At 29.7% G+C, this 21959-nt stretch carries 25 protein-coding genes; 3 read left to right on the top strand and 22 right to left on the bottom strand.

The genetic code is table 11. The annotated features are described in order from the left end of the window. Positions 1–43: 43 nt before the first annotated feature. From FAY47_RS17230 to FAY47_RS17135, 20 genes are all read right to left on the bottom strand, one after another. Entirely contained in the window at positions 44–835 is a 792-nt protein-coding gene (locus FAY47_RS17230; protein ID WP_143318174.1) for a hypothetical protein, read from the bottom strand. A gap of 104 nt (positions 836–939) precedes the next feature. Further along, on the bottom strand, positions 940–1512 hold the full coding sequence (locus FAY47_RS17225; RefSeq protein WP_143318173.1) for a hypothetical protein: 573 nt from the start codon (positions 1510–1512) through the stop codon (positions 940–942). 421 nt (positions 1513–1933) lie between these two features. After that, complete coding sequence (locus FAY47_RS17220) at positions 1934–3214, bottom strand: peptidoglycan DD-metalloendopeptidase family protein (RefSeq protein ID WP_143318172.1); 1281 nt, start codon at positions 3212–3214, stop codon at positions 1934–1936. Positions 3215–3239: 25 nt separating this feature from the next. After that, positions 3240–4481, bottom strand: coding sequence for a hypothetical protein (locus FAY47_RS17215; protein ID WP_143318171.1), 1242 nt, complete (start codon positions 4479–4481; stop codon positions 3240–3242). A 162-nt stretch (positions 4482–4643) separates the two neighbouring features. Beyond that, positions 4644–4985, bottom strand: a complete 342-nt coding sequence (locus FAY47_RS17210) for a hypothetical protein (RefSeq protein WP_143318170.1) — start codon at positions 4983–4985, stop codon at positions 4644–4646. Positions 4986–5095: 110 nt separating this feature from the next. Continuing rightward, entirely contained in the window at positions 5096–5422 is a 327-nt protein-coding gene (hisE, locus tag FAY47_RS17205; RefSeq protein WP_143318169.1) for a phosphoribosyl-ATP diphosphatase, read from the bottom strand. A gap of 8 nt (positions 5423–5430) precedes the next feature. After that, a complete protein-coding gene (gene hisI / locus FAY47_RS17200; protein WP_143318168.1) occupies positions 5431–5766 on the bottom strand; it encodes a phosphoribosyl-AMP cyclohydrolase in 336 nt (111 codons plus the stop codon). A gap of 10 nt (positions 5767–5776) precedes the next feature. Beyond that, positions 5777–6538: an imidazole glycerol phosphate synthase subunit HisF gene (hisF, locus tag FAY47_RS17195; protein WP_143318167.1), complete on the bottom strand. Its 762-nt coding sequence runs from the start codon at positions 6536–6538 to the stop codon at positions 5777–5779. Position 6539: 1 nt separating this feature from the next. Next, the gene (gene hisA / locus FAY47_RS17190; RefSeq protein WP_143318166.1) at positions 6540–7262 is read right to left on the bottom strand and encodes a 1-(5-phosphoribosyl)-5-[(5-phosphoribosylamino)methylideneamino]imidazole-4-carboxamide isomerase; all 723 of its coding nucleotides are present in this window, start codon (positions 7260–7262) and stop codon (positions 6540–6542) included. Then, entirely contained in the window at positions 7259–7870 is a 612-nt protein-coding gene (gene hisH, locus FAY47_RS17185; RefSeq protein ID WP_143318165.1) for an imidazole glycerol phosphate synthase subunit HisH, read from the bottom strand. The genes hisA and hisH overlap by 4 nt, the downstream gene beginning before the upstream one ends. A 9-nt stretch (positions 7871–7879) precedes the next feature. Next, the gene (gene hisB, locus FAY47_RS17180) at positions 7880–8470 is read right to left on the bottom strand and encodes an imidazoleglycerol-phosphate dehydratase HisB (RefSeq protein WP_143318164.1); all 591 of its coding nucleotides are present in this window, start codon (positions 8468–8470) and stop codon (positions 7880–7882) included. A 1-nt stretch (position 8471) separates the two neighbouring features. Next, a complete protein-coding gene (gene hisC, locus FAY47_RS17175) occupies positions 8472–9524 on the bottom strand; it encodes a histidinol-phosphate transaminase (protein WP_143318163.1) in 1053 nt (350 codons plus the stop codon). Continuing rightward, positions 9524–10810: a histidinol dehydrogenase gene (hisD, locus tag FAY47_RS17170; protein WP_143318162.1), complete on the bottom strand. Its 1287-nt coding sequence runs from the start codon at positions 10808–10810 to the stop codon at positions 9524–9526. Before hisD ends, hisC begins: the two co-directional genes overlap by 1 nt. A 25-nt stretch (positions 10811–10835) precedes the next feature. Further along, on the bottom strand, positions 10836–11468 hold the full coding sequence (hisG, locus tag FAY47_RS17165; RefSeq protein WP_143318161.1) for an ATP phosphoribosyltransferase: 633 nt from the start codon (positions 11466–11468) through the stop codon (positions 10836–10838). Continuing rightward, on the bottom strand, positions 11465–12607 hold the full coding sequence (gene hisZ, locus FAY47_RS17160) for an ATP phosphoribosyltransferase regulatory subunit (protein WP_143318160.1): 1143 nt from the start codon (positions 12605–12607) through the stop codon (positions 11465–11467). The genes hisG and hisZ overlap by 4 nt, the downstream gene beginning before the upstream one ends. Before the next feature lie 210 nt (positions 12608–12817). After that, the gene (locus FAY47_RS17155; RefSeq protein WP_143318159.1) at positions 12818–13255 is read right to left on the bottom strand and encodes an ACT domain-containing protein; all 438 of its coding nucleotides are present in this window, start codon (positions 13253–13255) and stop codon (positions 12818–12820) included. After that, positions 13234–14151, bottom strand: coding sequence for a homoserine kinase (thrB, locus tag FAY47_RS17150; RefSeq protein WP_143318158.1), 918 nt, complete (start codon positions 14149–14151; stop codon positions 13234–13236). Before thrB ends, FAY47_RS17155 begins: the two co-directional genes overlap by 22 nt. Positions 14152–14159: 8 nt before the next feature. Continuing rightward, on the bottom strand, positions 14160–15614 hold the full coding sequence (gene thrC, locus FAY47_RS17145) for a threonine synthase (protein ID WP_143318157.1): 1455 nt from the start codon (positions 15612–15614) through the stop codon (positions 14160–14162). Positions 15615–15715: 101 nt separating this feature from the next. Then, positions 15716–16270: an NUDIX hydrolase gene (locus FAY47_RS17140; RefSeq protein WP_143318156.1), complete on the bottom strand. Its 555-nt coding sequence runs from the start codon at positions 16268–16270 to the stop codon at positions 15716–15718. After that, positions 16271–17212: a PD-(D/E)XK nuclease family protein gene (locus tag FAY47_RS17135; RefSeq protein WP_143318155.1), complete on the bottom strand. Its 942-nt coding sequence runs from the start codon at positions 17210–17212 to the stop codon at positions 16271–16273. Positions 17213–17411: 199 nt separating this feature from the next. Between FAY47_RS17135 and FAY47_RS17130 the strand changes: the two genes are divergently transcribed. From FAY47_RS17130 to FAY47_RS17120, 3 genes are all read left to right on the top strand, one after another. Beyond that, positions 17412–17612, top strand: coding sequence for a PspC domain-containing protein (locus FAY47_RS17130; RefSeq protein WP_143318154.1), 201 nt, complete (start codon positions 17412–17414; stop codon positions 17610–17612). Between the two features lie 236 nt (positions 17613–17848). After that, the gene (locus tag FAY47_RS17125) at positions 17849–18445 is read left to right on the top strand and encodes an ECF transporter S component (protein ID WP_143318153.1); all 597 of its coding nucleotides are present in this window, start codon (positions 17849–17851) and stop codon (positions 18443–18445) included. Positions 18446–18593: 148 nt separating this feature from the next. Next, entirely contained in the window at positions 18594–18788 is a 195-nt protein-coding gene (locus FAY47_RS17120; RefSeq protein WP_143318152.1) for an alpha/beta-type small acid-soluble spore protein, read from the top strand. A 40-nt stretch (positions 18789–18828) separates the two neighbouring features. On the opposite strand, the gene FAY47_RS17115 is transcribed toward FAY47_RS17120, so the two are convergent. Both FAY47_RS17115 and clpB read right to left on the bottom strand, forming a co-directional pair. Then, positions 18829–19221 carry a hypothetical protein gene (locus FAY47_RS17115; protein WP_143318151.1) on the bottom strand — a complete coding sequence of 131 codons (393 nt, stop codon included), beginning with the start codon at positions 19219–19221 and terminating at the stop codon, positions 18829–18831. A 113-nt stretch (positions 19222–19334) separates the two neighbouring features. Beyond that, the gene (gene clpB, locus FAY47_RS17110; RefSeq protein ID WP_143318150.1) at positions 19335–21935 is read right to left on the bottom strand and encodes an ATP-dependent chaperone ClpB; all 2601 of its coding nucleotides are present in this window, start codon (positions 21933–21935) and stop codon (positions 19335–19337) included. Positions 21936–21959 lie beyond the last annotated feature (24 nt).

Raw genomic sequence — 21959 nt, 5'->3', positions numbered from 1 at the left:
TTATCAAATAATTTGTTTATTTGCTAGTTTTTATTAACATATTTTATTTTGTAACTGTCTCATCAGCTTTTAGATATGATACTACACCATCAACAGTTATAGTTATACCTTTATCTGGTACTATATCCCCTATTGTTATATTTGTTCCAATTAATGCCCATATTGTCTTATCTTCACCTGATGCAATATCATGAATCCATACATATTTCTTTTGTCCAGCATTTCCAAAGTAAGGCAATTCGCTCACATATACTACTTTTGCATCATCTATAAATCTAGCTTGCGAATGCCATATATATGTTGGATTATTAGCTAATATTTGATCCTTCGGAAAGTTACTTCCAGATTGAGATATATATGCTGTTTTAGTTATATCCTTTATTGCACCTTCAGTATCAGAAATTTTCATATTCTGCGCACTATCTAAAATTAACATTTGTCCTTTTGAAGGGCTAATATTAAAAGTATATCCTTGAATTTGATCTACTGCAACAAACTGTTTCTTACCTTCTTGTAAAACATATTCTGCCTTCACCTCTACCCCTGGTGCTATATTTATATTCACATAAGTTTTTTCAGGTTCTTTAGGTATTTCTTTTTCAGGTTCTACAGTTTCCTCTTCTTCTACTTTAGTCAACTCTTCCTCTTGTTTTCCACTATCTACCCAAGCTTGTATATTAGCTTTTACATTTGAAAAATCAATATTTTTTATTTTTGAATTAAAGATTACAATTGAGATTCCTACTAATACCAACAACACCACTAAAAATATTGTTCTTTTTCTTTTTCTCATCCTCTTCTCATAATCCTTACTAAAAATACTTGGTTTTGCCAACTTCCTAACCTCCTGCAGAAAATATCTATAATATCATTTATTCGTTATACATATTTCATTATATCCTATTACACACTATTTTTGTATATTTACACGTTAAAATTTTATTTCTTGCAACAACCACCACTGCAGGCACTACAGCCCCCACTTTTTTTAGAACAGCCTCCACACTTACTTGATTTTACCAAGTTCTTTGAATACGCTTCATATTCAGGCGTTTCTTTAAGCAAATCTTCATGCCATCTTCCTATTACAACCAAACCTTTCTTACTACTTTCTTCGTTCTCATCTTTTGTTAAAAGAATATAACTTTCTATATCAACAAATCCTTCCTCTTTAAAGAATTTTTGAAATTCTTCTCCCTTTAAATCTATATCGTCAATATCATTATTTACATACCTTAAAATTATAAACCCATTGTTGTTTAAATTCCATGACTTTTTTCTTAATTCTAATTTAAATTTATTCAAGTCTTCTATATTTTCTCTTAATAATAAAATACCATTAAAACTTTTTTTCTCATCTTCTTCATAAAAATCATATCTTCCATTCTTTATATATATAAATAAATTATCTTCTCTCTCTAATGTATCTACTAATAATCTACCTTCACTAATTTTTTTCATAACAAATTGCATAGATTTATCAATCTCTTTTTGAATGTCAAACTTTTTCATTACTTCCTCCTCTGAGCAATGCATTTTATGATTGCATTGTAATATATATATAATATACTATCTATACTAGAATTAATACTTATATTTCTAATCCAGCAATAATTACTAAATTATTTCTACATTTCTGAAATAATTCAATTTATCCATTGGCAATTGTTTATTTTTGTCTTATAATATAAGTAACTAATTATATCAGACAATTTAGCCCATACATCTTAGCTATATATAATAGTTAAGTTGATATAAACCCCACATTATGTTCATTTATCCCTTTCAAAAAATGGACATAACCCTTTAACCTGTACTTACCCGAGTACAGGTTTTTGATTTATATTAAAACAATATCCATTTCATTAATAATATAGAACAATGATAAAAGCGATTTAGAACTGTTTACTAATTCTAAATCGCTTAACTTATCTTATCCTAAATACTGCATAGGATTTGTATGTTTTCCATTAATCCTTACTTCAAAATGAAGATGAGGGCCTGTACTATTTCCTGTTGAACCAACCTTCGCTACAACTTGTCCTCTTGCTACATTTTGTCCATATGATACTAAAATTGAACTACAATGTGCATATAAAGTTTGAACTCCACCACCATGATCTATTATAACAGTATTTCCATATCCACTTTGAACACCAGCAAATACTATTCTCCCACTCTTTGATGCATAGATCGAAGAATTATTAGGTGCGCCAAAGTCTACGCCTGTATGAAATCCATTAGTTCCAAAAATAGGGTGAACTCTAGGACCATATGGGCTTGTCACAGCCCCATTCGCAGGTTTTAAAAACCCCTCACCATTAGAAATTTTATTATCTACATTACTGTTACCATTAATATTATTAAAGAACTCATCTATTTGCTTTTGTAACCCTTCATTAAAGTCATTTAAGTCTCCTATTTTTTCCTGCAATGCTTTTTCTTCTGAACTTAACGAATTTACAACTTTTTGTTTCGCATCTTCTAAATTCTTTAATTCATTCATTTCAGTCTCATACTTATTTTTCTCCAAAATAAATTCTTTCTGAGCATTTACTTGTTCATTCTTTAATGCTTCTACCTTTAGGCTTTCCTCATTGAGATTATCAACCTTTTTCTGTAATGTAACTTTTTCCTTTTCAAGAGCTTCTTTTATTTCCTTTACTTCTTTCATTAGTTTACTATCCATACTCATTAATTTGCTTATAGTAGAAATAGTATTTATCATTTCACTTATGCTTCCGCTTTTTGCTATCACATGTATAATTTGGCTAGACATGTTGTTTTTATAATAACTTCTAAGCCTATCATCTAGCATTTTTTCTCTTTCTATAATCTCTTCTTCATTATCTTTTATAAGCAACTCTTTAAGTTTAATCTCTTCATTATTAGCATTTATACTACTCTGATAATTACTAATATTACTCTGTAATTCATCTATCTTACTTTGAAAGGATTGTACTTTTTTATTTGCTTCTGCTAATTCAGCACTTTTTGCATTTACTTTTTTCATTACATCATCAAGATTTTTTTCTTCATTTGCTTTCTGGTCTTGAACACCCTTTTCCTGTTTTTCCAAGGCATCAATCTGCTGATTATTCTTATTCATTTTATCTTGTAAGCTTGAAGTACCAGCCGCATATGTAATTTGCGAATTTGTAATAAGAGTAAGTGTAATAAATATCGTGACTAGTTTATTTCTTTTTTTATTCATAAGTACTCTCCTCTTTATCTTTTGTTTATAAACTAAAGTTTTCTACATCATCAATTTTCCATCCATTTTCATCATAAATAAGTTTGGTAAAAAACAATTTTGAATTATTACTTTTATTTAAGCCTAAAAAACTTTTCTTTATTTCATAATCAACCTTTACAACTAATATTGCCCTATATATTCCATCTTTATAGTCATACTGACTTTTCTCATTATCTATATTTACATTTTTAATTGTATACTCATTTTTCAAAAATATATATTTCTTTTCCAAAATATCATATATCTTATCTCTTGTGGTTTCTGTTGCTGCTTTTATGCTATTTTTATCTTCATAATTTAATGATTTGAATACGCTATTATAAAAGTCATTTGAAGCCTCTTCTAGCTCTGATTTCATCTCATCGTTTTCCATATTAATATCTAATTTCATGTTAGGAGTATTTCTAACAGCTACATCCTCACTTTTAATTCTTCCCCATGGAAAGTCATTCTCAATATGCAATAAAACAGATCCATCAGTGGCAAATGGTCCTATCTCTTCACCATCCTTTACCTTTATGTTAGTATCTTCTTCATTTACAAATATCTCACTATCTTCATATTTTGATTCAACCTTAACTTTTATTGCTGGAAAATCAACATCTATTTCTTCATCTTTCATGAGAACTAATTCTTTTGAACTTTCTACATCTCCATAATCACTTTTTAATTTTCCGTCAACAGAATATATTCCAGGAATAAGTCCCTTTTGTTCTTCATCCCCATTAACATAATCCTTATTATTTATAGTAAATATCCCTTCTTCAAAATTGCTTTTCACCTTTAATTTATATGTATTCAAATCTATATAGTAGTCCGTTCCAAATAACGAATTTCTAGATTCAAGTTTGAAAGCCTCTGTTTCTCCGCCAACTTTTAAAATTCTTATAGCAGAATCACCTCTAGAAGAATCTACATTATAATAATTAATTAATGGTTTTAGTTTTTCTTTATCTACTTTCTTCCCATCTAACTTAACAATCTTGCTTAACTTACTAACATCTCCATCTTTTAATGCCACTTCTAACTTCCCTATTATCCTATCTCTGCTACTATTAACTCTACCAATAAAGTAGCCTAAAAATAAGAAAATCCCTATTAATATTACTATTATAAGTTTTAATCTTTTTCTTATAAATTTTCTAATATTGCTCTCTCTTAAATTATTCATTAAATCTAAAAAATAATTTAAAAATTTATTTTTTCCATTTATTAATTTGTTCATAAATTCGTCTCCTATCACAACTCTCAAAGACCTTATTCACTAATTTTATTTTAATTTGGAATTAGTAAAATAACAAGGTTTTTAGCTTAAAGAATTTTTAGAATATAATACCAACAAAGAAATCCTTTTGCAAATATCAAAGTATTTACAAAAGGATTTCTTTTATTCTAAAATATCTATTATCCATTTTCCACAGTCAACACATTTATATACTCTTATGACAAAAAGATCTAGCTCTTCTTTTTTTAATGTATTATTAAACATTTCTAACTCTTCTTTAGTAATAAATTCATCATCTTTGTTTATATATCCATGAATTTGGATAAAATAGTTATCTCTACTCTTTCCACAGCACTCATTTTCTTCTGTTACTGCAATTTTTTCATATTGTAACTTATTTTCTAATTCCTTTATTATAGGAATTATATCCTCATATTCACTTAAATCGTCAAGAAAGTCCTCAGCATAAAATGATAAATCTTTAATTTTAAATAGCTCTTTCATAAAAAGCTCCTTTCAAAATTCCATTGTTGCCTTATTATAACACCTTTAAAGGTTAATTAACAATTATAATTTTTTCTTATATTAATTATGCCTTAACTTTAACATTTTAATCAAAGATTTTGAATTTCTTTTCTTTCGCCTTTAAAATTGTTAGTTTTACTTTCTCTTCTAATAAGCTCTTCTTCTACCATTTCTACAGGTATTTCTAACTCTGCCATCAATACTAAAAGATGATATGTTAAATCACAGATTTCATTTACTTGATCAACTTTATTTTCTGAAAGACTGCTTATTACAACCTCTGTTGCTTCCTCACCAACCTTTTTAAGTATTTTCTCTTTTCCTTTATTAAATAGGTATACAGTATATGACCCTTCATCGCCACCTTTTTTCCTATCTAAAATAGTTGAATATAATTCTTTTATTACACTACTCATGTTTCCTCCTACAACTTTCTAAAAAAACAACTTCTATTACCTGTATGGCAAGCTGCCCCCATTTGTTCTACCAGAAGTAGTATAGTATCGTTATCACAATCTATCCTAACTTCCTTTACATATTGATAATGCCCAGATGTAGCTCCCTTATTCCAAAGCTCATCTCTACTTCTACTAAAATACCAAGCTGTTTCGCCTTCTAACGTTTTAATCAAACTTTCTTTCGACATATAAGCAAGCATTAAAACTTCATTACTCTTAAAATCTTGAACAATTGCTGGAATTAATCCATTGCCTTTTGCAAAATCCACCTTTTCTACCTTACTTATTATTTCTTCTTTCATAATTCCTCCATTAAAACCTTACAGGAATGTCTCTCTCTCTTAAATATCTCTTTACTTCTTCTATAGTAAGTTCACCGTAATGAAATAACGATGCTGCAAGTGCAGCATCTGCTGCTTTCTCATTAAATACCTCATAGAAATGCTCAAGACTACCACACCCTCCTGATGCTATTACTGGCACGTTAGTTATATTAGATACAGCCTTAGTAAGTTCTATATCAAAACCTTTTTTAGTACCATCTGCATCCATAGAAGTTAATAATATCTCTCCAGCTCCAAGCTTTACACCTTCTTCTATCCACTTTAAAGCATCTAATCCAGTATCTATTCTTCCTCCATTTATAACTACATTCCATCCAGATTTATCTTCTCTTTTTTTTGCATCTACAGCAAGAACTATACACTGATTTCCGAATGTAAAAGCACTTTTCCTAATTAAGTTTTTATCTCTAACAGCTGCTGAATTTAAGCTAATTTTATCTGCACCTGCTCTTAATATAGTTTTTATATCTTCTAAACTTCTTAACCCTCCACCTACTGTAAATGGAATAAATATTTTTTCAGCTACTCTTTCAACCACTTGCTTCATTATCCCTCTATCTTCATGTGTAGCAGTAATGTCTAAAAACACTATTTCATCTGCTCCTTCTTTATAATAATGTTCTGCAAGTGCTACAGGATCACCTACTTCTTTTATATCAACAAAGTTTATACCTTTAACAACTTTTCCAGCCTTAACATCTAAGCAAGGAATAATTCTCTTTGTGTGCATTTTACACTTCCCCCTTTGTAAGCTTTATGGCTCCCTCTAAGGACAATGTTTTTGCATATATAGCTTTTCCAGTTATAGCTCCATAAATATTCATATCATTTAATGCTTTTATATTTTCTATATCTCTTATTCCACCCGACGCAGTAATATTAATATTCACTTCACTCTTTAGATTACTTAACATCTCTAAATTAGGGCCTTCTAAAGTCCCGTCCTTGCTTATATCTGTAACTATTATATTCTTAACTCCATACTCCTCAAGTTTCTTAGCAAAATCAATATAATAAAGAGAACTTCCTTCTAGCCAACCTCTTCCATAAACATATCCATCTTTACAGTCTATTCCAACAGCTATTTTTTCGCCAAAATTATCTATGGCTTTCTTTAAAAATACTTCATCTTCCATTGCACTAGTCCCAAGTATAATCCTAGACACTCCATTTTCAATTAGATATTTTATGGTTTCATAGGTTCTAATTCCCCCCCCTACTTCCACTGGAATGCTTACTTTATTAGCAACCTCTATAATAACTTCTCTATTAATTAATTTACCAGCTTTAGCTCCATCTAAATCCACAAGATGAATATACTCTGCCCCTGCATCTTGAAATGACTTAGAAGTTTCTAATATATCATCTGCTACTATTTCTTTCTTATTATAATCTCCTTGATAGAGTCTTACCGGCTTACCATCTATTATATCTATAGCAGGTATAATTATCATAAAACCAACTCCTTAAAATTTTTGAGAATTCGAAGCCCATCTTCTCCACTTTTCTCAGGATGAAATTGTGCTCCCATAATATTATCTCTTCTTACCAGCCCTGGAATCTTAAGTTTTCCGTAGGTTGAATATCCTACTAAATCCTCATCTCTATATTCTTGTGCATAATATGAATGAACATAGTAAACATAAGAATTTTCATTTATTCCATCGATTAAAATATCATTATTATTTTTTTCAAGATTGTTCCATCCTATATGAGGAATTTTTTCATAAGGATCTACCATTTTCCTTACTTCTCCTTTAAGTAGACCTAACCCCTTCTTCTCTTCTCCCTCATAACCTTTTTCAAACAATACTTGCATCCCAAGACATATGCCAAGTAGCGGTTTTCCCTTTACTACCTCTTCCTTTATAATATCTGATAATCCGGTTCTCTCCAAATTGTCCATGCAATCCTTAAATGCTCCTACACCTGGTAATATTAATGCGTCTGCTGTTCTTAAATCCTCTTTATCAGAAGATATCTTTGAATGACAATCTATTTTATTTAAAGCATTGAAAACACTTTTTAAATTGCCCATCTCGTAATCTATTATTACTACCATAATAACCTCCTACAGCATACCTTTACTTGAAGGTATGACCATATTACTTTTATCTACTTCTTTAGCTTCTCTTATTGCTCTCCCAGTAGCCTTAAATAAAGCTTCTATTTTATGATGGTCATTTTCTCCATAAATAATCCGTTCATGTAAGGTAATTTCTGAATTAAATGCAAATGCTCTAAAAAACTCCTTTACCATTTCAGTAGAAAAGTTTCCAATACTCTCTCTATTAAAATTACAATCAAATACTAAAAAACTTCTGCCACTTATATCAAGTGAAACTTGAGCTAAAGATTCATCCATTGGAAGAAAAAAAGTTCCATATCTTCTTATTCCTCTCTTATCACCCAAAGCTTTTAAAAAAGCTTTTCCAAATATTATTCCTACATCTTCTACTAAATGATGATCACATACAACCAAATCACCTTTTGCTTTAATGTCCAAATCAAACATTCCATGAAAAGCCATTAAATCAAGCATATGATCAAAAAAACCTACTCCTGTTTCTATAGATGTTTTCCCTGTTCCATCAAGATTTAAGCTTAACTTAATTTGCGTTTCTTTTGTATTTCTTTCTAAAGCTACTATTCTTTTTTCCATATTACTCACCTCCATAGACAAATATTCTCCGTAAACTTTGAAGAAGTTTGCTATTTTCAAAAGGTGAGCCAATTGTAATTCTAAAACTATCATCTTGAAAATCTCTTATATTAATCCCATTCATTTTTAATCCATGAATAAGAGCTTCCTTATATAGAGTTCTCCCAAAAATATAATTTGCTTTAGATTTAAAAAATTCTATCTCTAATGCTGCTTCTTTCTCTATTTTTTTAAGCTCTTCATAAACTTTTTCTCTTTCTTCTACTATCTTTCTGCTATCTTCCCTAGCTCTAGTTTGATCATTCAATGCAACTTCTGCAACAACCTGTGAAAGAGAACTAACACTATACGGTACTCTATTCTCATTAAACTTCTTAATATTATCTTTATTTGAAATCAAAAATCCTATTCTTAATGCTGCAAGGCCCCATGCTTTTGATAATGTCCTCGTTACTAATAAGTTATTATATTTATTTATCTCCCCTACTATACTCTCTCCATAAAATTCATAATATGCTTCATCAACAACAACATAAATATCCTTAAAAGCTTCAACAACCTTTTTTACTTCTTCTAGTGTAAATGCATATCCAGTTGGATTATTTGGATTAGAAAACATAATCAAATCTACATTTTCTTTTTTTCCTAGTTCTATAAACTTATCTACATCTACATAACCATCCCTATTACTCTGATATTTTACAATCTTTCCACCTTGCATAGATACATAATAATCATACATAGTAAAATCAGGAAAAACTGTGAGAAGTTTTTTATTTTCATCTATTATAATATTAATAATTAGCCCTAACATTTCATCTGAACCATTACCAATTATTATATTATCCTTAGTTATTTCATCTCCAATGTAACTAGCATATAATTCTTTGATTTTGACATTATCATTATTAGGATATCTATTAAAATCAATCTTATTAAATGAACTTTTCATCATTCCAAGCAATTCTTTTTCTATTCTTAAAGAACTTTCATTACTATTTAGATTTATTTCATTCTGGCCTTTTAAGGTTATATAAGAATTAATATCTTTCATTATTTTAGCCTCACTTTCACAGAATTTGCATGTGCAGTAAGACCTTCCTTGTTGGCTATGTTAATTATCTTTTCACCATCTTCTTTTATCGCTTCTTCTGAATAATATAAGAATGATGATTTTTTTATAAAACTGTCTACTGAAAGTGCTGAAAAAAACTTTGCAGTTCCATTTGTAGGCAACACGTGATTTGTTCCCCCAAAGTAATCTCCTATAGGCTCTGGTGTATTATACCCAAGAAATACTGAACCAGCGCTCTTTACCTTACCTAAAAGCTCCATTGAATTCTGAACCATTAATTCAAGATGTTCAGGAGCTATTCTATTTGAAACTTCAATACATTCATCAATACTACTGCAGATAATAGCTTTTCCATGATTTATTAGTGAATCTTTAATTATATCTTTTCTTAAAAGATCATTAATCTGTTTTTCTAATTCCGAATTAACTTTTTCATATAGTTCTTTACATGTAGTAACAAGTATCGAAGATGCTAATTTATCATGTTCTGCTTGTGACATTAAATCTGCCGCTATATAACTAGCTTCAGCCCCTTCATCAGCTATTATAAGTATTTCACTCGGACCAGCAATCATATCAATATCAACTGTTCCAAATACAAGTTTTTTAGCTGTAGCCACAAATATATTTCCTGGCCCAACAATTTTATCAACTTTTGGAATAGCTTCAGTTCCATAAGCTAATGCTGCCACGGCTTGAGCTCCCCCGACTTTATATACAGTATCAATTCCTGAAATTTTTGCTGCTACTCCTATATAAGGATTTATTTTTCCGTCTTTATTGGGTGGTGTAACCATAACTATTTGCTCTACTCCAGCAACCTTTGCTGGTATTACATTCATGAGAACTGATGAAGGATATGCAGCTGTACCTCCTGGCACATAAACTCCTACTGAATCTAAAGGCAGGATTCTTTGTCCTAAAAATACGCCTCTTTCTTTATTTAGTATAAAGCCTCTTCCTTTTTGAGCTTTATGATAGTATTCTATATTTTCCTTCGCTTCTTTAAGATTGTTAATAAACTCAACATCTACTTCATTAAAACACTCACTTAATTCTTCTTCACTGACTTTGAAATCTTTAATTTTTACTTTATCAAACTTTTCAGTATATTCTTTTATAGCAATATCTCCTCTTAATCTAACATCTTTTAGTATCTTAGATACAGATTCCAATATCTCTTCACTTTCTGAATTCGCCCTTTCATTTAATTCTTTAATAAGAAGATTCCATCCTTTTTCTTCTAAATTAAAAAGTTTTAACATTTTCTACTCCACCTTTGCTTATTGCTTATTGCTTATCTAATACTTTTCTTATTCTTTCAATAAATGATTCTATTTCTCTCTTTTTCATTTTAAAGCTTGCTTTATTCACTATTACCCTAGCACTAATGTCACAAATTGTGTCATATATAATTAATCCATTTTCTTTAAGAGTAGTGCCTGTTTCCATAATATCAACTATAGCATCACATAATCCTAATATAGGCGCTAATTCAACTGATCCCTCTATTTTTATTATTTCAACATCCATTCCTTTCTTCTTAAAATACTCTTTTGCTACTGTTGGATATTTCGTTCCTATTTTTATATGACCAATTTTTTTTAGAAATTGATTTTCAGGTAATGAAGCTACTATAAATTTACATTTACCTATCCCAAGATCTAAAACTTCATAATAATTATTATCTGATTCTAACAATGTGTCTTTACCAACTACCCCAATATCAGCAACACCATGTTCTACATAAGTTATAGAATCAGCAGCTTTTACCAAGAAATATTTTATATCTTCCTTAGTATCATTAAATACTAATTTTCTACCCTTATCTTTCAATTCGTCTGTTCCAAAACTTGCTTTATCAAGTAACTTAACAGTTTCTTTTTCCAATCTTCCTTTTGTTAATGCTATACTTATACTCATCTATTATTACCTACTTCCTGAACATTAATTTCATCTTGATTGGAATCACAAATCATATTAACTATAAACCCTTGTTTTCTAAGTTCCTCCGCTTTTTTAAAAGCTTCAACTTGAAATTTTTCTCCATAATGAAGTTTATATGATTGTTTATCTACTATTTTCTTATTCTTCATAATATCTAGTACTGAGTCAAGATTTATAGAGAATCCAACAGCTTTTCTATTTTCTCCAAAATATGAAATTAAATTATCATATCTTCCACCACTTAAAACTGTAGCTCCTACGCCACCTACATATCCTCTAAAAATTATCCCAGTATAATAATCAAGTCTAGGTACCATTCCTAAATCATAAGTTACCATTTCTCCATAACCTAGTTCATCTAATACTTTTGAAAGTCTTTCTAGATACTCTATACTATTTTTAATTTCATCATTGAAGCAATAATTTTTACCTTCCTCTAAAACTTCCTTTCCTCCAAAAAGCCAAGGAACCTTTTTAAAAAATTCTTTATAAACTTCTGCCACATCTAGAAAATCTAAATATTCATCTAGCTCTTTTAAACTTTTTCTATCAATAAGTTCTGCTAATTCTAACTTTTCTTCTTCCTCCAAGCCCAAGTCCTTAATTACAGAATTAAAAAAATTGATATTTCCTATTTCAAGCTTATATTGCCTCACCTCTAATGCTTTTAACACATCCAAGGCCGTAAGCAAAATTTCCAAATCTGAACACTTATCTTCTGCTCCAATAAGTTCAACTCCGCAGTCAGTATATTCATTCTTTTTACCACCAAGACTTTCGTGAACTCTATAAACATTGGAACTGTACCTAAATCTAATAGGTCCAGGAATATCTTTAAACTTAGTCGCAACTACCCTTGCTATAGGAATAGTCATATCCGGTCTAAGCACCAATATTTTTCCTTTATTATCAAAAAATTTATACACCTCCTCTTCTTTTAAATTTTGAAATCCACAATTAAAAGTCTCATAAAATTCTATTGTCGGTGTTACAACTTCCTTATAGCCCCATTTATCTAGTAATTCCTCAATGTCAATTTGTAGTTTTTTCTTAATAGCACATTCACCTAAGACTAAATCTCTTGTTCCTTCAGGTATTATATATTTTTTCCCCATAGCCCCTCCTTACTTTATCGATTTAGCGTACTAAATTGATAAATTATATTTTAATAATAATATATCATATTATCACTGTCAATAATAACTTTTGCACAAATGTATTAAAAAATTCATATAATTATTAAGCATATGATAATAACCACTATATTTTTCTTAACGAAAAAGAGTGAAATAAATTATTTCACTCTTTAACATTCATCTTACAGCCTACTCCATAGCTATAAACTCAACTTTTTCAACCCTATCTAATTTTGATAAATCCCCAACTAGTGTTTTTATGTCTCCGTTTAAATTGCTCATATCTATAGTTAAACTGACGTAAGCATATCCGTTTAATGGTATTCCTTGATTTATTGTCAATATACTTCCACCAACACTTGATATATAATTCAATATAGTAGACAACACACCTGTTCCATCTATTATCATTATATTGAATGTAGCTTTTTGCCCTTTGGGACTCTCTGAAAACTCAAATACAAAATCCCTATACTTATAATATACACTTCTACTTACTCCAGCTAACCTTGTAGCCTCTGTTACTTCTTTTACTTTACCTTCTTTTAGTAATTTCTTCGCTTTTACAACTTTTTCATATACTTCTGGTAAAACTCTTTTATCAATTACAAAAAAATTTCCTTGCACTCCTCATCACCCTCTAGTACTATTGCCCCTAATTTATCCACTGATAACTCATAAACATTCCAATCTAAAGATTTAAGCTTTAAAAATTCTTGAATTTTCACTTTAAATTCTCTATCCTGATTCAACGATAGAGCCATAATGGTAGGTCCAGCTCCACTTAAATAAGAAGCTAATCCTTGAGCTTTGTAAATTTCTTCTTTTACTTCATAAAATCCACTTATGAGACTACTTCTATATTTCTCATGAAATGCATCCTTACAAGCATGTTTAAGTAATTCTAAATTTCCATTTGATATTGCAGCAACTAAAAGTGATGCTCTTCCTACGTTATAAACTCCATCATTTAAAGATATTTCACTTGGCAAAACCTTTCTTGCCTCATTGGTAGAAAGTTTAAAATTAGGTATAATAGGAATGAACTTAATTTTTTCATTAACATTTATCTTTTGATAATATATCTTTTTCTCTTCAGTTACAGCAACTACCATGTTTCCAAGCAATGCTGGCGCAACATTATCTGGATGCCCTTCAATTTCAACCGCCATTTCAAGTATTTCATCTTGAGAAAACTTTTTACCTAAAATTTCATTAGCTCCAACTAGTCCCCCAACTATACAGCTAGAACTACTTCCAAGTCCTCTCGATACTGGTATGTCCTGTTTTAAAGTTGATATTTCTATCCCCTTAGGTTTGTACCCAGCCTTACTAAAACATTTCATCATGGCTTTGTAAACTATATTGTCTTCATTGCAAAATTCCTCTGGAACTCCATTAAAACTCAATCCATTATCTATTTCTCTAAATCCAAATATATTATAGAGATTTAGAGCTACTCCTAAAGAATCAAAGCCTGGCCCCATATTAGCTGAAGTAGCTGGTACTCTTATTTTAATCATGGTAGTACCTACTTTAAGTATGATAAAAGAGCTTGTTTCATCTCATTTTTATCCCATACTTCTTTATGTAAAATGCTTTTTTTAGCTAACCCTACTAAATTTGTAGGAATTTCAACTTTTGTTTCTTCAAATAATTTATTTAGCACTTCAAAATCATTTAATTCCTCTATATTAATATTAAGTGAAGAGCAAATACTTCTAGGGAATTTATACGGGCTTGCTGTTGATCCTATTAACACTTGTCTATTATCCCCTGTCTCTTTTACATATTTTTCATTTACTACTTTAGCTACAGCAGTATGAGTATCTATTAGATATCCCTCTTTTTCATATATATCACTTATTGCTTTTGAAACTTCTTCTTGATTTGCAAAGTTTCCATAAAAATCTTTTAAGAATTCACTAATTTTGTTTGAAACTTTATAAACTCCTTTCGCCATTAAAGAATCCATAAGTCTCTTAATCTCTTCTCCATCTCTTCCACTTCCTTCAAATAACAATCTTTCTAAATTTGAAGAAACTAAAATATCCATAGATGGTGATTCTGTCAAAATAAGTTCTCTTCTTTTATCATATATTCCTGTCTGAAAGAATTCAGTTAGTACCTTATTTTCATTTGATGCACAAATAAATTTATGTACTGGCAATCCCATTCTCTTAGCATAATATGATGCTAAAATGTTCCCAAAATTCCCTGTAGGTACTGCTACATTTATTTCTTCCCCTAATTTAATCTTTCCTTGTCCAACTAGTTTGAAATAACCGTAAAAATAGTAAACAATTTGAGGTACAAGTCTCCCTATATTAATTGAATTTGCAGAAGATAAAAGATAGCCACCTCTTCTTACCTCTTCTTTAAAAGACTCATCTCCAAAAATTTCTTTCACCCCGGTTTGTGCATTATCAAAATTACCTGTAATACCAAACACTTTAACGTTATTTCCTTCTTGTGTAACCATTTGCCTTTCTTGAATAGTACTAACTCCATTTTTAGGATAATAAACAACTACTTTAAATCCATCAACATTACTAAAACCCTCTAAAGCAGCTTTACCAGTATCTCCAGATGTAGCAGTCAATATAACTATTTCCTCTTTTAATCCTAAAGCCTTTTTTGCTCTTTTCATAATTTGAGGAAGAAATAATAAAGCAGCATCTTTAAATGCACAAGTTGGTCCATGATATAACTCTAAAAAATCCTTATTTACTTTAACTTCAAAACGATTCTTATACGCATCATTTATTGCATCTTTTAAATCCTCTTCATTAATATCAGTAAAATACTCCTTTATTATCTTAAAAGCTAGTTCTTCATATGATAAATCTTTATCATACTTTATCAAGTTAAACAAATTTGGAAAAGATTCTGGAACATATAGACCTCCATCTTTAGCTATTCCTCTAATTATAGCCTCAGCCGAAGATACATCTTTCTCTAACCCTCTTGTACTTTGAAATTTCATTTTATCACCCCAAGTATATTATTATGTGAAATTTTCTTAATACAATAATATCATGTTCTTCTAATAAAAACAAGTGTTTTTATTAGAAGAACACTCGTGTTTTACAAACTCATCAATATAAGTGCCCCTTTTATAGAGACATTATGACTTTCTACAAACTTTTTTGCATCACTTATTTTTAATTTAAAAACTTCTAAATCCTCATCAGCTTCTGCATGTTCATTTGTTATCTCACCTTCAACCACCATCTTTACTATCGCTGTAGTCTCATCAGTTAATCCTACTGAAGTGTAACTTGGTTTTAAATATACTTCATAGCTCTTTGCTATAAGTCCTGTTTCCTCATATAGTTCTCTTTTAGCTGCACTTTCTATACTTTCTCCTGGATCTACTATTCCTGCTGGAAGTTCATACAAGTAGTCTGATATTGCTGGTCTGTACTGCTTAAGCATTACGATTTCTCCATCTTCTGTTATAGGAATTATCATAACTCCATCGCAAACATTATGATCTTTTGTTACACAACTTAAATGTAATCTATCTCTCCTACTTGCAACAAAATAATCCTTTGGATTCCCCTTTCTATTTATTAATTTTAGCTTATACATGTTTAAAAACTTATTATTTGTTAGTTGTACGATATCAATTAGTTTCATTTATATTTCCTCCTCATTTAAGCATAATTTTCTAAATTTACATTTTCTACATTTACTTATATTATCACACATCAAAAAGTGTTCTTTATGTCTCGGTTTATTTTTATCCTTATCTTCCAAAAAAGCATTTATAACATTTAAGTCCATATTTATTCTATTATTTATCTCTATAATATCATCTAGATTAAATTTATACTCATAATTTTCTCCAATTAATAAATATTCTAGACGTCCTATGACTTTATCTATTGTTACTTTATATCTTTCCATAACATACAATACATAAACCATTAATTGTTCTTTATCATGTTCACTAAATTGGCCAGTTTTCCAATCAACAATAACATAATTACCTTTTTCATCTATATATAGAACATCAATAAGAGCATATACCTTTATACCTGAAACAAAGATAAAATCAAATTTTTCTTCATCTACTTCTAGAATTTCTTTTGCTGTGTTTTTAATTTCATTATACGACTTAGATACTATCAATCCCTTAGTGCAACTTTCTATTCTCTTTTTTATCTCTTCTACATCCTTCTCCTTAAGTTTCTCTCCATAGTAATATTCCTGAAGCATTTCCCCCTTAGGATACTCATCCCAGTCTCCATTTCTATACTTTTGCAAGCTTTCCTTAACACCTAGGTTAAGTTTAACTCTCATATGTTCTTTTATTTCACCTACATTTATTTCACTTCCATCATCTTTCACCAAACTTTTTATTAATTCATGTAACTTATCACCAAACATGATCCATATATTAGTCAGTTTTTTTAATCTCCATGATATTTTTTGCTCATCAGTAGATTGATAAAGCCATCCATTATGAGAGCCATAGTATGTATAGTAATATTCTCTAAAGCAATTATCTATTACCTTCATCTTTGATATACTCCAAGACTTTTCAGGATAATCCATAATTCTATATTCACTCGCCATGAACTCTCCTCCTCTTATACTATTTTTTACTTACTGATATAATTATATCTCTAATTTAATAAAATATATTAAATTTATTTTTTTCTTAATATCATCTTAACTTTTAATTATATTCCAATTATTATATATACTTTTTATTATTCTCGTTTATAATATAATAAAGATATTCTTTCACCATTTTTAGGGAGGATTAATTATTATGGATTCAAAGAAAAAATTATATAAAATTTCAGCTGAACAAAAAATATTTGGTGTATGTGCCGGTTTTGCTGATTATTTTGACGCTGATGTTACTTTAATAAGAGTTTTGTGGATTTTAATTACCTTATTGTCTTTCGGACTAGGCTTTTTTGGTTATATTGCTTGTGCTTTTGTTATGCCAGATAAAAATATTTATTAACAATACAACTTTTAGCTAACTTAATAAAGACTAATTTTCAAGTGAAAAAGCTTGAAAATTAGTCTTTATTTATTTTATTATATTTTCAAAAAATTCTACAATTTTATCTTATATTGATAATTTTTTATTTCATGCTACAATAATACTTGTCAGTATTTTAACAAACTGAACTGTAAATCTAAACTTCAAGATTTGCCGAATTATATCCATTAAGGAATAAGAACGGAGGAAATGTAATGGAAAATCACAAAAAAAGTTTTTTAGAAGTTAGACAATTAGCTGTCATAGGAATGCTCTCTGGAATCTCCATATTTATGGGGTTAACAGGAATAGGATTTATTCCACTTCCTTTTATGAAAGCTACAATAATGCATATACCGGTAATAATTGGCGCTATTATTGAAGGTCCTATTGTAGGTGCTGCTGTTGGGTTAGTTTTCGGTTTATTTTCTATATATCAAAACATTACTGCACCAACAATTTTATCACCAGTTTTCATGAATCCTGTAGTTGCTATTATACCTAGAGTATTAATCGGAATTATATCATATTATGTATATAAATATATTAAAAATAAATTTAACACTCCAAAAATTGCTTATGGATTTGCAGCTGCATTAGGTACAATTACTAATACTGTTGGAGTATTAGGATTAACTTTCATTTTATTTCGTGACCAATATGCTGTATTAAAAAACTTGAGTCCTGAAGCTGTTGCTGGAACACTTGGTACAATTGCATTAACTAATGGAGTCCCAGAATGTATAATCTCAGTATTAATAGTAATCCCTGTGGTAACTGGACTATTAAAAATTTATAGAAACAGAAAATAATTAATAACCATATTATAACTGAAATATAGTTTGTACAATTTTCCTTCTTTACCTATTAAAACATAGTTTATATATTTTGTGTTTACACACAATAATAGTGCAAAGCAGAAATGCCTAGCAAAAAAACTCGTTAGAGGAGGAATTTAATATGTCACAAAACAATAATAATGCATTAGTTCCAGAAGCTAAGAATGGATTACAAAAATTCAAAAATGAAGTTGCAAGTGAAATGGGAGTTCCTTTCACTGAGTACAACGGAAACCTTTCTTCAAAACAATGCGGAAGTGTTGGTGGCGAAATGGTTAAGAGAATGGTGCAACAATATGAAAATGGTTTAAAATAACATATTATGAGGTCACGGCAAAACCGTGACCTTTCCTTTTTTATGTCCATTCAACATCAACATTATCTAGTATTCCCACAATACCTTTATCATATGCATTTAAATGAATATCTTTTTTTAACAATTCTTTAATTAATTCGTCTTTTTCATCTTGAAACATACCAGATTCTCTTATAGCCTCTAGTAAAGTATCCATATCATAAATTTGACATTCACCGTTATCTACTCCGTAAATAATACCTGAATCCTGCATATCGTCAAATTGCCACATATCAAACATATGTCCTTTTCTGGGTTCTTCACATAATGCTAAAATATTTTCTAAATCATATGAGTCTACTGCTCCTACAGCTTCATCAATTTCTACATATCCTTGCATATCCCCATTTGGATTAACTACTACATAATTATTCATTGCAGTTATATACTCCATAAAAATTCCTCCTTAAATTATTCATAATCAAAAATTGATTATAAATTTTCAAAACTGAGTAATTCTTTATATATATATTTTCTGCATTTTATTTTTTTTGATACAAGCTATTTTTACCTTGTAGAAAGTGTTATTTCTTCTCCGTCTCCATCTACCAGTACATTTGAACCATAATGAACATCACCTTTTATAATTCTTCTAGCAAGACTATTTTCAAGGGTATTTTGGATATATCTCTTAAGTGGTCTAGCTCCATAAACTACATCATATCCCTCTTTTGCCAAAATATTTTTTGCACTCTCTGTAACTTCTAATGTAATATTTTTATCTTTTAATCTATTTCTAACTTCTTCTAAGAAAATATCAATTATTTTCTTTATACCTGTTTCTGATAAAGGTTTGAACATTATCGTATCATCTACTCTGTTTAGAAATTCTGGTTTAAACTTACTTCTCAAAGCAGACATAACTAAATTTTTACTTTTTCCACTTATTTCCTCTTGATTTTCATTTTCTAATAAATATTGAGATCCTATATTGGAAGTCATTATTATTATTGTATTTTTAAAATCAACAGTTTTACCTTTATTATCAGTTAACCTTCCATCATCTAAAATTTGAAGAAACATATTAAATACATCTTCATGTGCTTTCTCAATTTCATCAAATAAAAGCACACTATATGGCTTTCTTCTAACAGCTTCTGTCAATTGACCTCCTTGTTCATATCCAACATAGCCTGGAGGCGCACCAACAAGTCTTGATACAGCATGCTTTTCCATATATTCAGACATATCAATTCTTATCATGGCATCTTCACTATCAAATAATGTCCTAGCTAAGGTTTTTGCAAGTTCAGTTTTACCAACTCCTGTTGGTCCTAAGAATATAAATGATCCTATTGGCTTGTTTTCATCTTTTAGTCCTGCTCTAGCTCTAAGTATTGCACTAGATACAGCCTCTATTGCATCATCTTGGCAAATAACTCTGCTTTGAAGTTCTGAATCAAGTCTTAATAATTTTTCTCTTTCTCCTTCAAGAAGATTACTTACAGGAATTCCAGTCCATTTTGATAGAACCTGTGAAATTTCTTCTTCTGTAACTTCTTCTTTTAAAAGAGCACCTTCATAATTTTCCTTTACTTCACTTTCTCTCTTTTCTATTTCTTCTTCTAATACTGGTATAGTGGAATATTTAAGCTCTGCAACTTTATTATAGTCATAAGCTCTCTCATATTTTTCTATTTCACCACGTGCATCATCCAGTCTTGTTTTTAATTCTCTTAAAGATGTAATATGCTCTTTTTCCTTTTCATATTTTGCAGTCATTTCGTCATTCTTTTCTTTAAGTTCTGCTATTTCTTTCGAAATCGCTTCTAGCCGTTTTATAGAACCTTCATCATTTTCTTTCTCTAAAGCTCCCTTTTCAATTTCCAATTGAAATAATTTTCTTCTTATAATATCTAATTCTGTAGGAAGAGAATCTATCTCTGATCTAATCATAGCTCCTGCTTCGTCTATTAAATCTATAGCTTTATCTGGTAAAAATCTATCTTGAATATACCTATGAGAAAGTTTTGCAGCCGCTACTATTGCATTGTCATGAATTCTAATACCGTGATGTATTTCAAATTTTTCTTTTAATCCCCTTAATATAGAAACAGTATCTTCTACTGTTGGTTCATCCACTATTACCGGTTGAAATCTTCTTTCCAAAGCTTTGTCTTTTTCAATATATTGCCTATATTCATCAAAAGTAGTTGCTCCAATACAATGTAATTCTCCTCTTGCAAGTAATGGCTTAATTAAATTACCAGCATCCATTGCTCCATCTGTTTTACCAGCACCTACAATAGTATGGATTTCATCAATGAAAAGAATTATTCTTCCTTCACTTCTTTGAACTTCTTTTAAAACAGCTTTTAATCTCTCTTCAAATTCCCCTCTATATTTTGCACCTGCAATTAATGATCCCATGTCAAGTGAAAAGATTACCTTATCTTTTAAACCTTCGGGCACATCACCCTTTACTATTCTTTCTGCTAAGCCTTCAACTATAGCAGTTTTACCAACTCCCGGTTCACCAATTAAAACAGGATTGTTTTTTGTTCTCCTTGAAAGTATTCTTACAGTCCTTCTAATCTCTTCATCTCTTCCAATCACAGGGTCTAACTTATGTTTCTTAGCTAATTCAACTAAATTGCTACCATACTTTGTTAGTGCATCATAAGTCCCTTCTGGATCCTGTGTTTCAACTCTTTGATTTCCTCTAACTTCTTCTAATACTTTCATAAAATCTTTTTTTGTAATATTAAATTTTTTTAATATTTCTCCAACTATACCCTTAGAATCAACTTCCATAATGGATAACATTAAATGTTCAACACTAATGTATGAATCTTTAAATTTTTTCGAAATATCTTCTGCTTTTACAAGTACTTCATCTACTCTTCTAGTTATATATACACCCGAAGAATTTGCTCCTTCTCCCATAACTTTAGGCATAGCTTCTAATTTGTTATTAATTTCTGATCTTACATTCTTTATATCAACACCAATTTTAGTGAAAATATTAGGAATTAACCCGTCTTCTTGTTCCATAAGGGCAGCAAAAAGATGAACTACTTCAATTTGTTGATGATTAAATTTAACTGCTATAGAGTTAGAATCACTTAAACATTGTTGTACTCTTAATGTCATTTTATCAACATTCATATATTACTCCTCCTTACTACTGTA

The organism is Clostridium sp. HBUAS56017 (assembly GCF_007115085.1).
In the GTDB taxonomy this organism is placed as follows: Bacteria; Bacillota; Clostridia; order Clostridiales; family Clostridiaceae; genus Clostridium; species Clostridium cibarium.
The sequence above is the reverse complement of the archived record's forward strand: the minus strand, read 5'-3'. Positions and strand labels throughout refer to the sequence as shown.

Excerpts from the sequence above, each read along its gene's own strand:
- FAY47_RS17130 (WP_143318154.1), top strand. The coding sequence starts at position 17,412 with ATGGATTCAAAGAAAAAATTATATAAAATTTCAGCTGAACAAAAAATA.
- hisE (WP_143318169.1), bottom strand. The coding sequence starts at position 5,422 with ATGAGTAGTGTAATAAAAGAATTATATTCAACTATTTTAGATAGGAAA.
- hisI (WP_143318168.1), bottom strand. The coding sequence starts at position 5,766 with ATGAAAGAAGAAATAATAAGTAAGGTAGAAAAGGTGGATTTTGCAAAA.
- thrB (WP_143318158.1), bottom strand. The coding sequence starts at position 14,151 with ATGATTAAAATAAGAGTACCAGCTACTTCAGCTAATATGGGGCCAGGC.
- FAY47_RS17225 (WP_143318173.1), bottom strand. The coding sequence starts at position 1,512 with ATGAAAAAGTTTGACATTCAAAAAGAGATTGATAAATCTATGCAATTT.
- hisA (WP_143318166.1), bottom strand. The coding sequence starts at position 7,262 with ATGATAATTATACCTGCTATAGATATAATAGATGGTAAGCCGGTAAGA.
- hisB (WP_143318164.1), bottom strand. The coding sequence starts at position 8,470 with ATGGAAAAAAGAATAGTAGCTTTAGAAAGAAATACAAAAGAAACGCAA.
- FAY47_RS17125 (WP_143318153.1), top strand. The coding sequence starts at position 17,849 with ATGGAAAATCACAAAAAAAGTTTTTTAGAAGTTAGACAATTAGCTGTC.
- hisC (WP_143318163.1), bottom strand. The coding sequence starts at position 9,524 with ATGAAAGATATTAATTCTTATATAACCTTAAAAGGCCAGAATGAAATA.
- FAY47_RS17140 (WP_143318156.1), bottom strand. The coding sequence starts at position 16,270 with ATGAAACTAATTGATATCGTACAACTAACAAATAATAAGTTTTTAAAC.
- hisZ (WP_143318160.1), bottom strand. The coding sequence starts at position 12,607 with ATGGGGAAAAAATATATAATACCTGAAGGAACAAGAGATTTAGTCTTA.
- thrC (WP_143318157.1), bottom strand. The coding sequence starts at position 15,614 with ATGAAATTTCAAAGTACAAGAGGGTTAGAGAAAGATGTATCTTCGGCT.
- FAY47_RS17115 (WP_143318151.1), bottom strand. The coding sequence starts at position 19,221 with ATGGAGTATATAACTGCAATGAATAATTATGTAGTAGTTAATCCAAAT.
- clpB (WP_143318150.1), bottom strand. The coding sequence starts at position 21,935 with ATGAATGTTGATAAAATGACATTAAGAGTACAACAATGTTTAAGTGAT.
- FAY47_RS17215 (WP_143318171.1), bottom strand. The coding sequence starts at position 4,481 with ATGAACAAATTAATAAATGGAAAAAATAAATTTTTAAATTATTTTTTA.
- FAY47_RS17210 (WP_143318170.1), bottom strand. The coding sequence starts at position 4,985 with ATGAAAGAGCTATTTAAAATTAAAGATTTATCATTTTATGCTGAGGAC.
- hisH (WP_143318165.1), bottom strand. The coding sequence starts at position 7,870 with ATGGTAGTAATAATAGATTACGAGATGGGCAATTTAAAAAGTGTTTTC.
- FAY47_RS17120 (WP_143318152.1), top strand. The coding sequence starts at position 18,594 with ATGTCACAAAACAATAATAATGCATTAGTTCCAGAAGCTAAGAATGGA.
- hisD (WP_143318162.1), bottom strand. The coding sequence starts at position 10,810 with ATGTTAAAACTTTTTAATTTAGAAGAAAAAGGATGGAATCTTCTTATT.
- FAY47_RS17220 (WP_143318172.1), bottom strand. The coding sequence starts at position 3,214 with ATGAATAAAAAAAGAAATAAACTAGTCACGATATTTATTACACTTACT.
- hisF (WP_143318167.1), bottom strand. The coding sequence starts at position 6,538 with ATGCACACAAAGAGAATTATTCCTTGCTTAGATGTTAAGGCTGGAAAA.
- FAY47_RS17135 (WP_143318155.1), bottom strand. The coding sequence starts at position 17,212 with ATGGCGAGTGAATATAGAATTATGGATTATCCTGAAAAGTCTTGGAGT.
- hisG (WP_143318161.1), bottom strand. The coding sequence starts at position 11,468 with ATGAGTATAAGTATAGCATTAACAAAAGGAAGATTGGAAAAAGAAACT.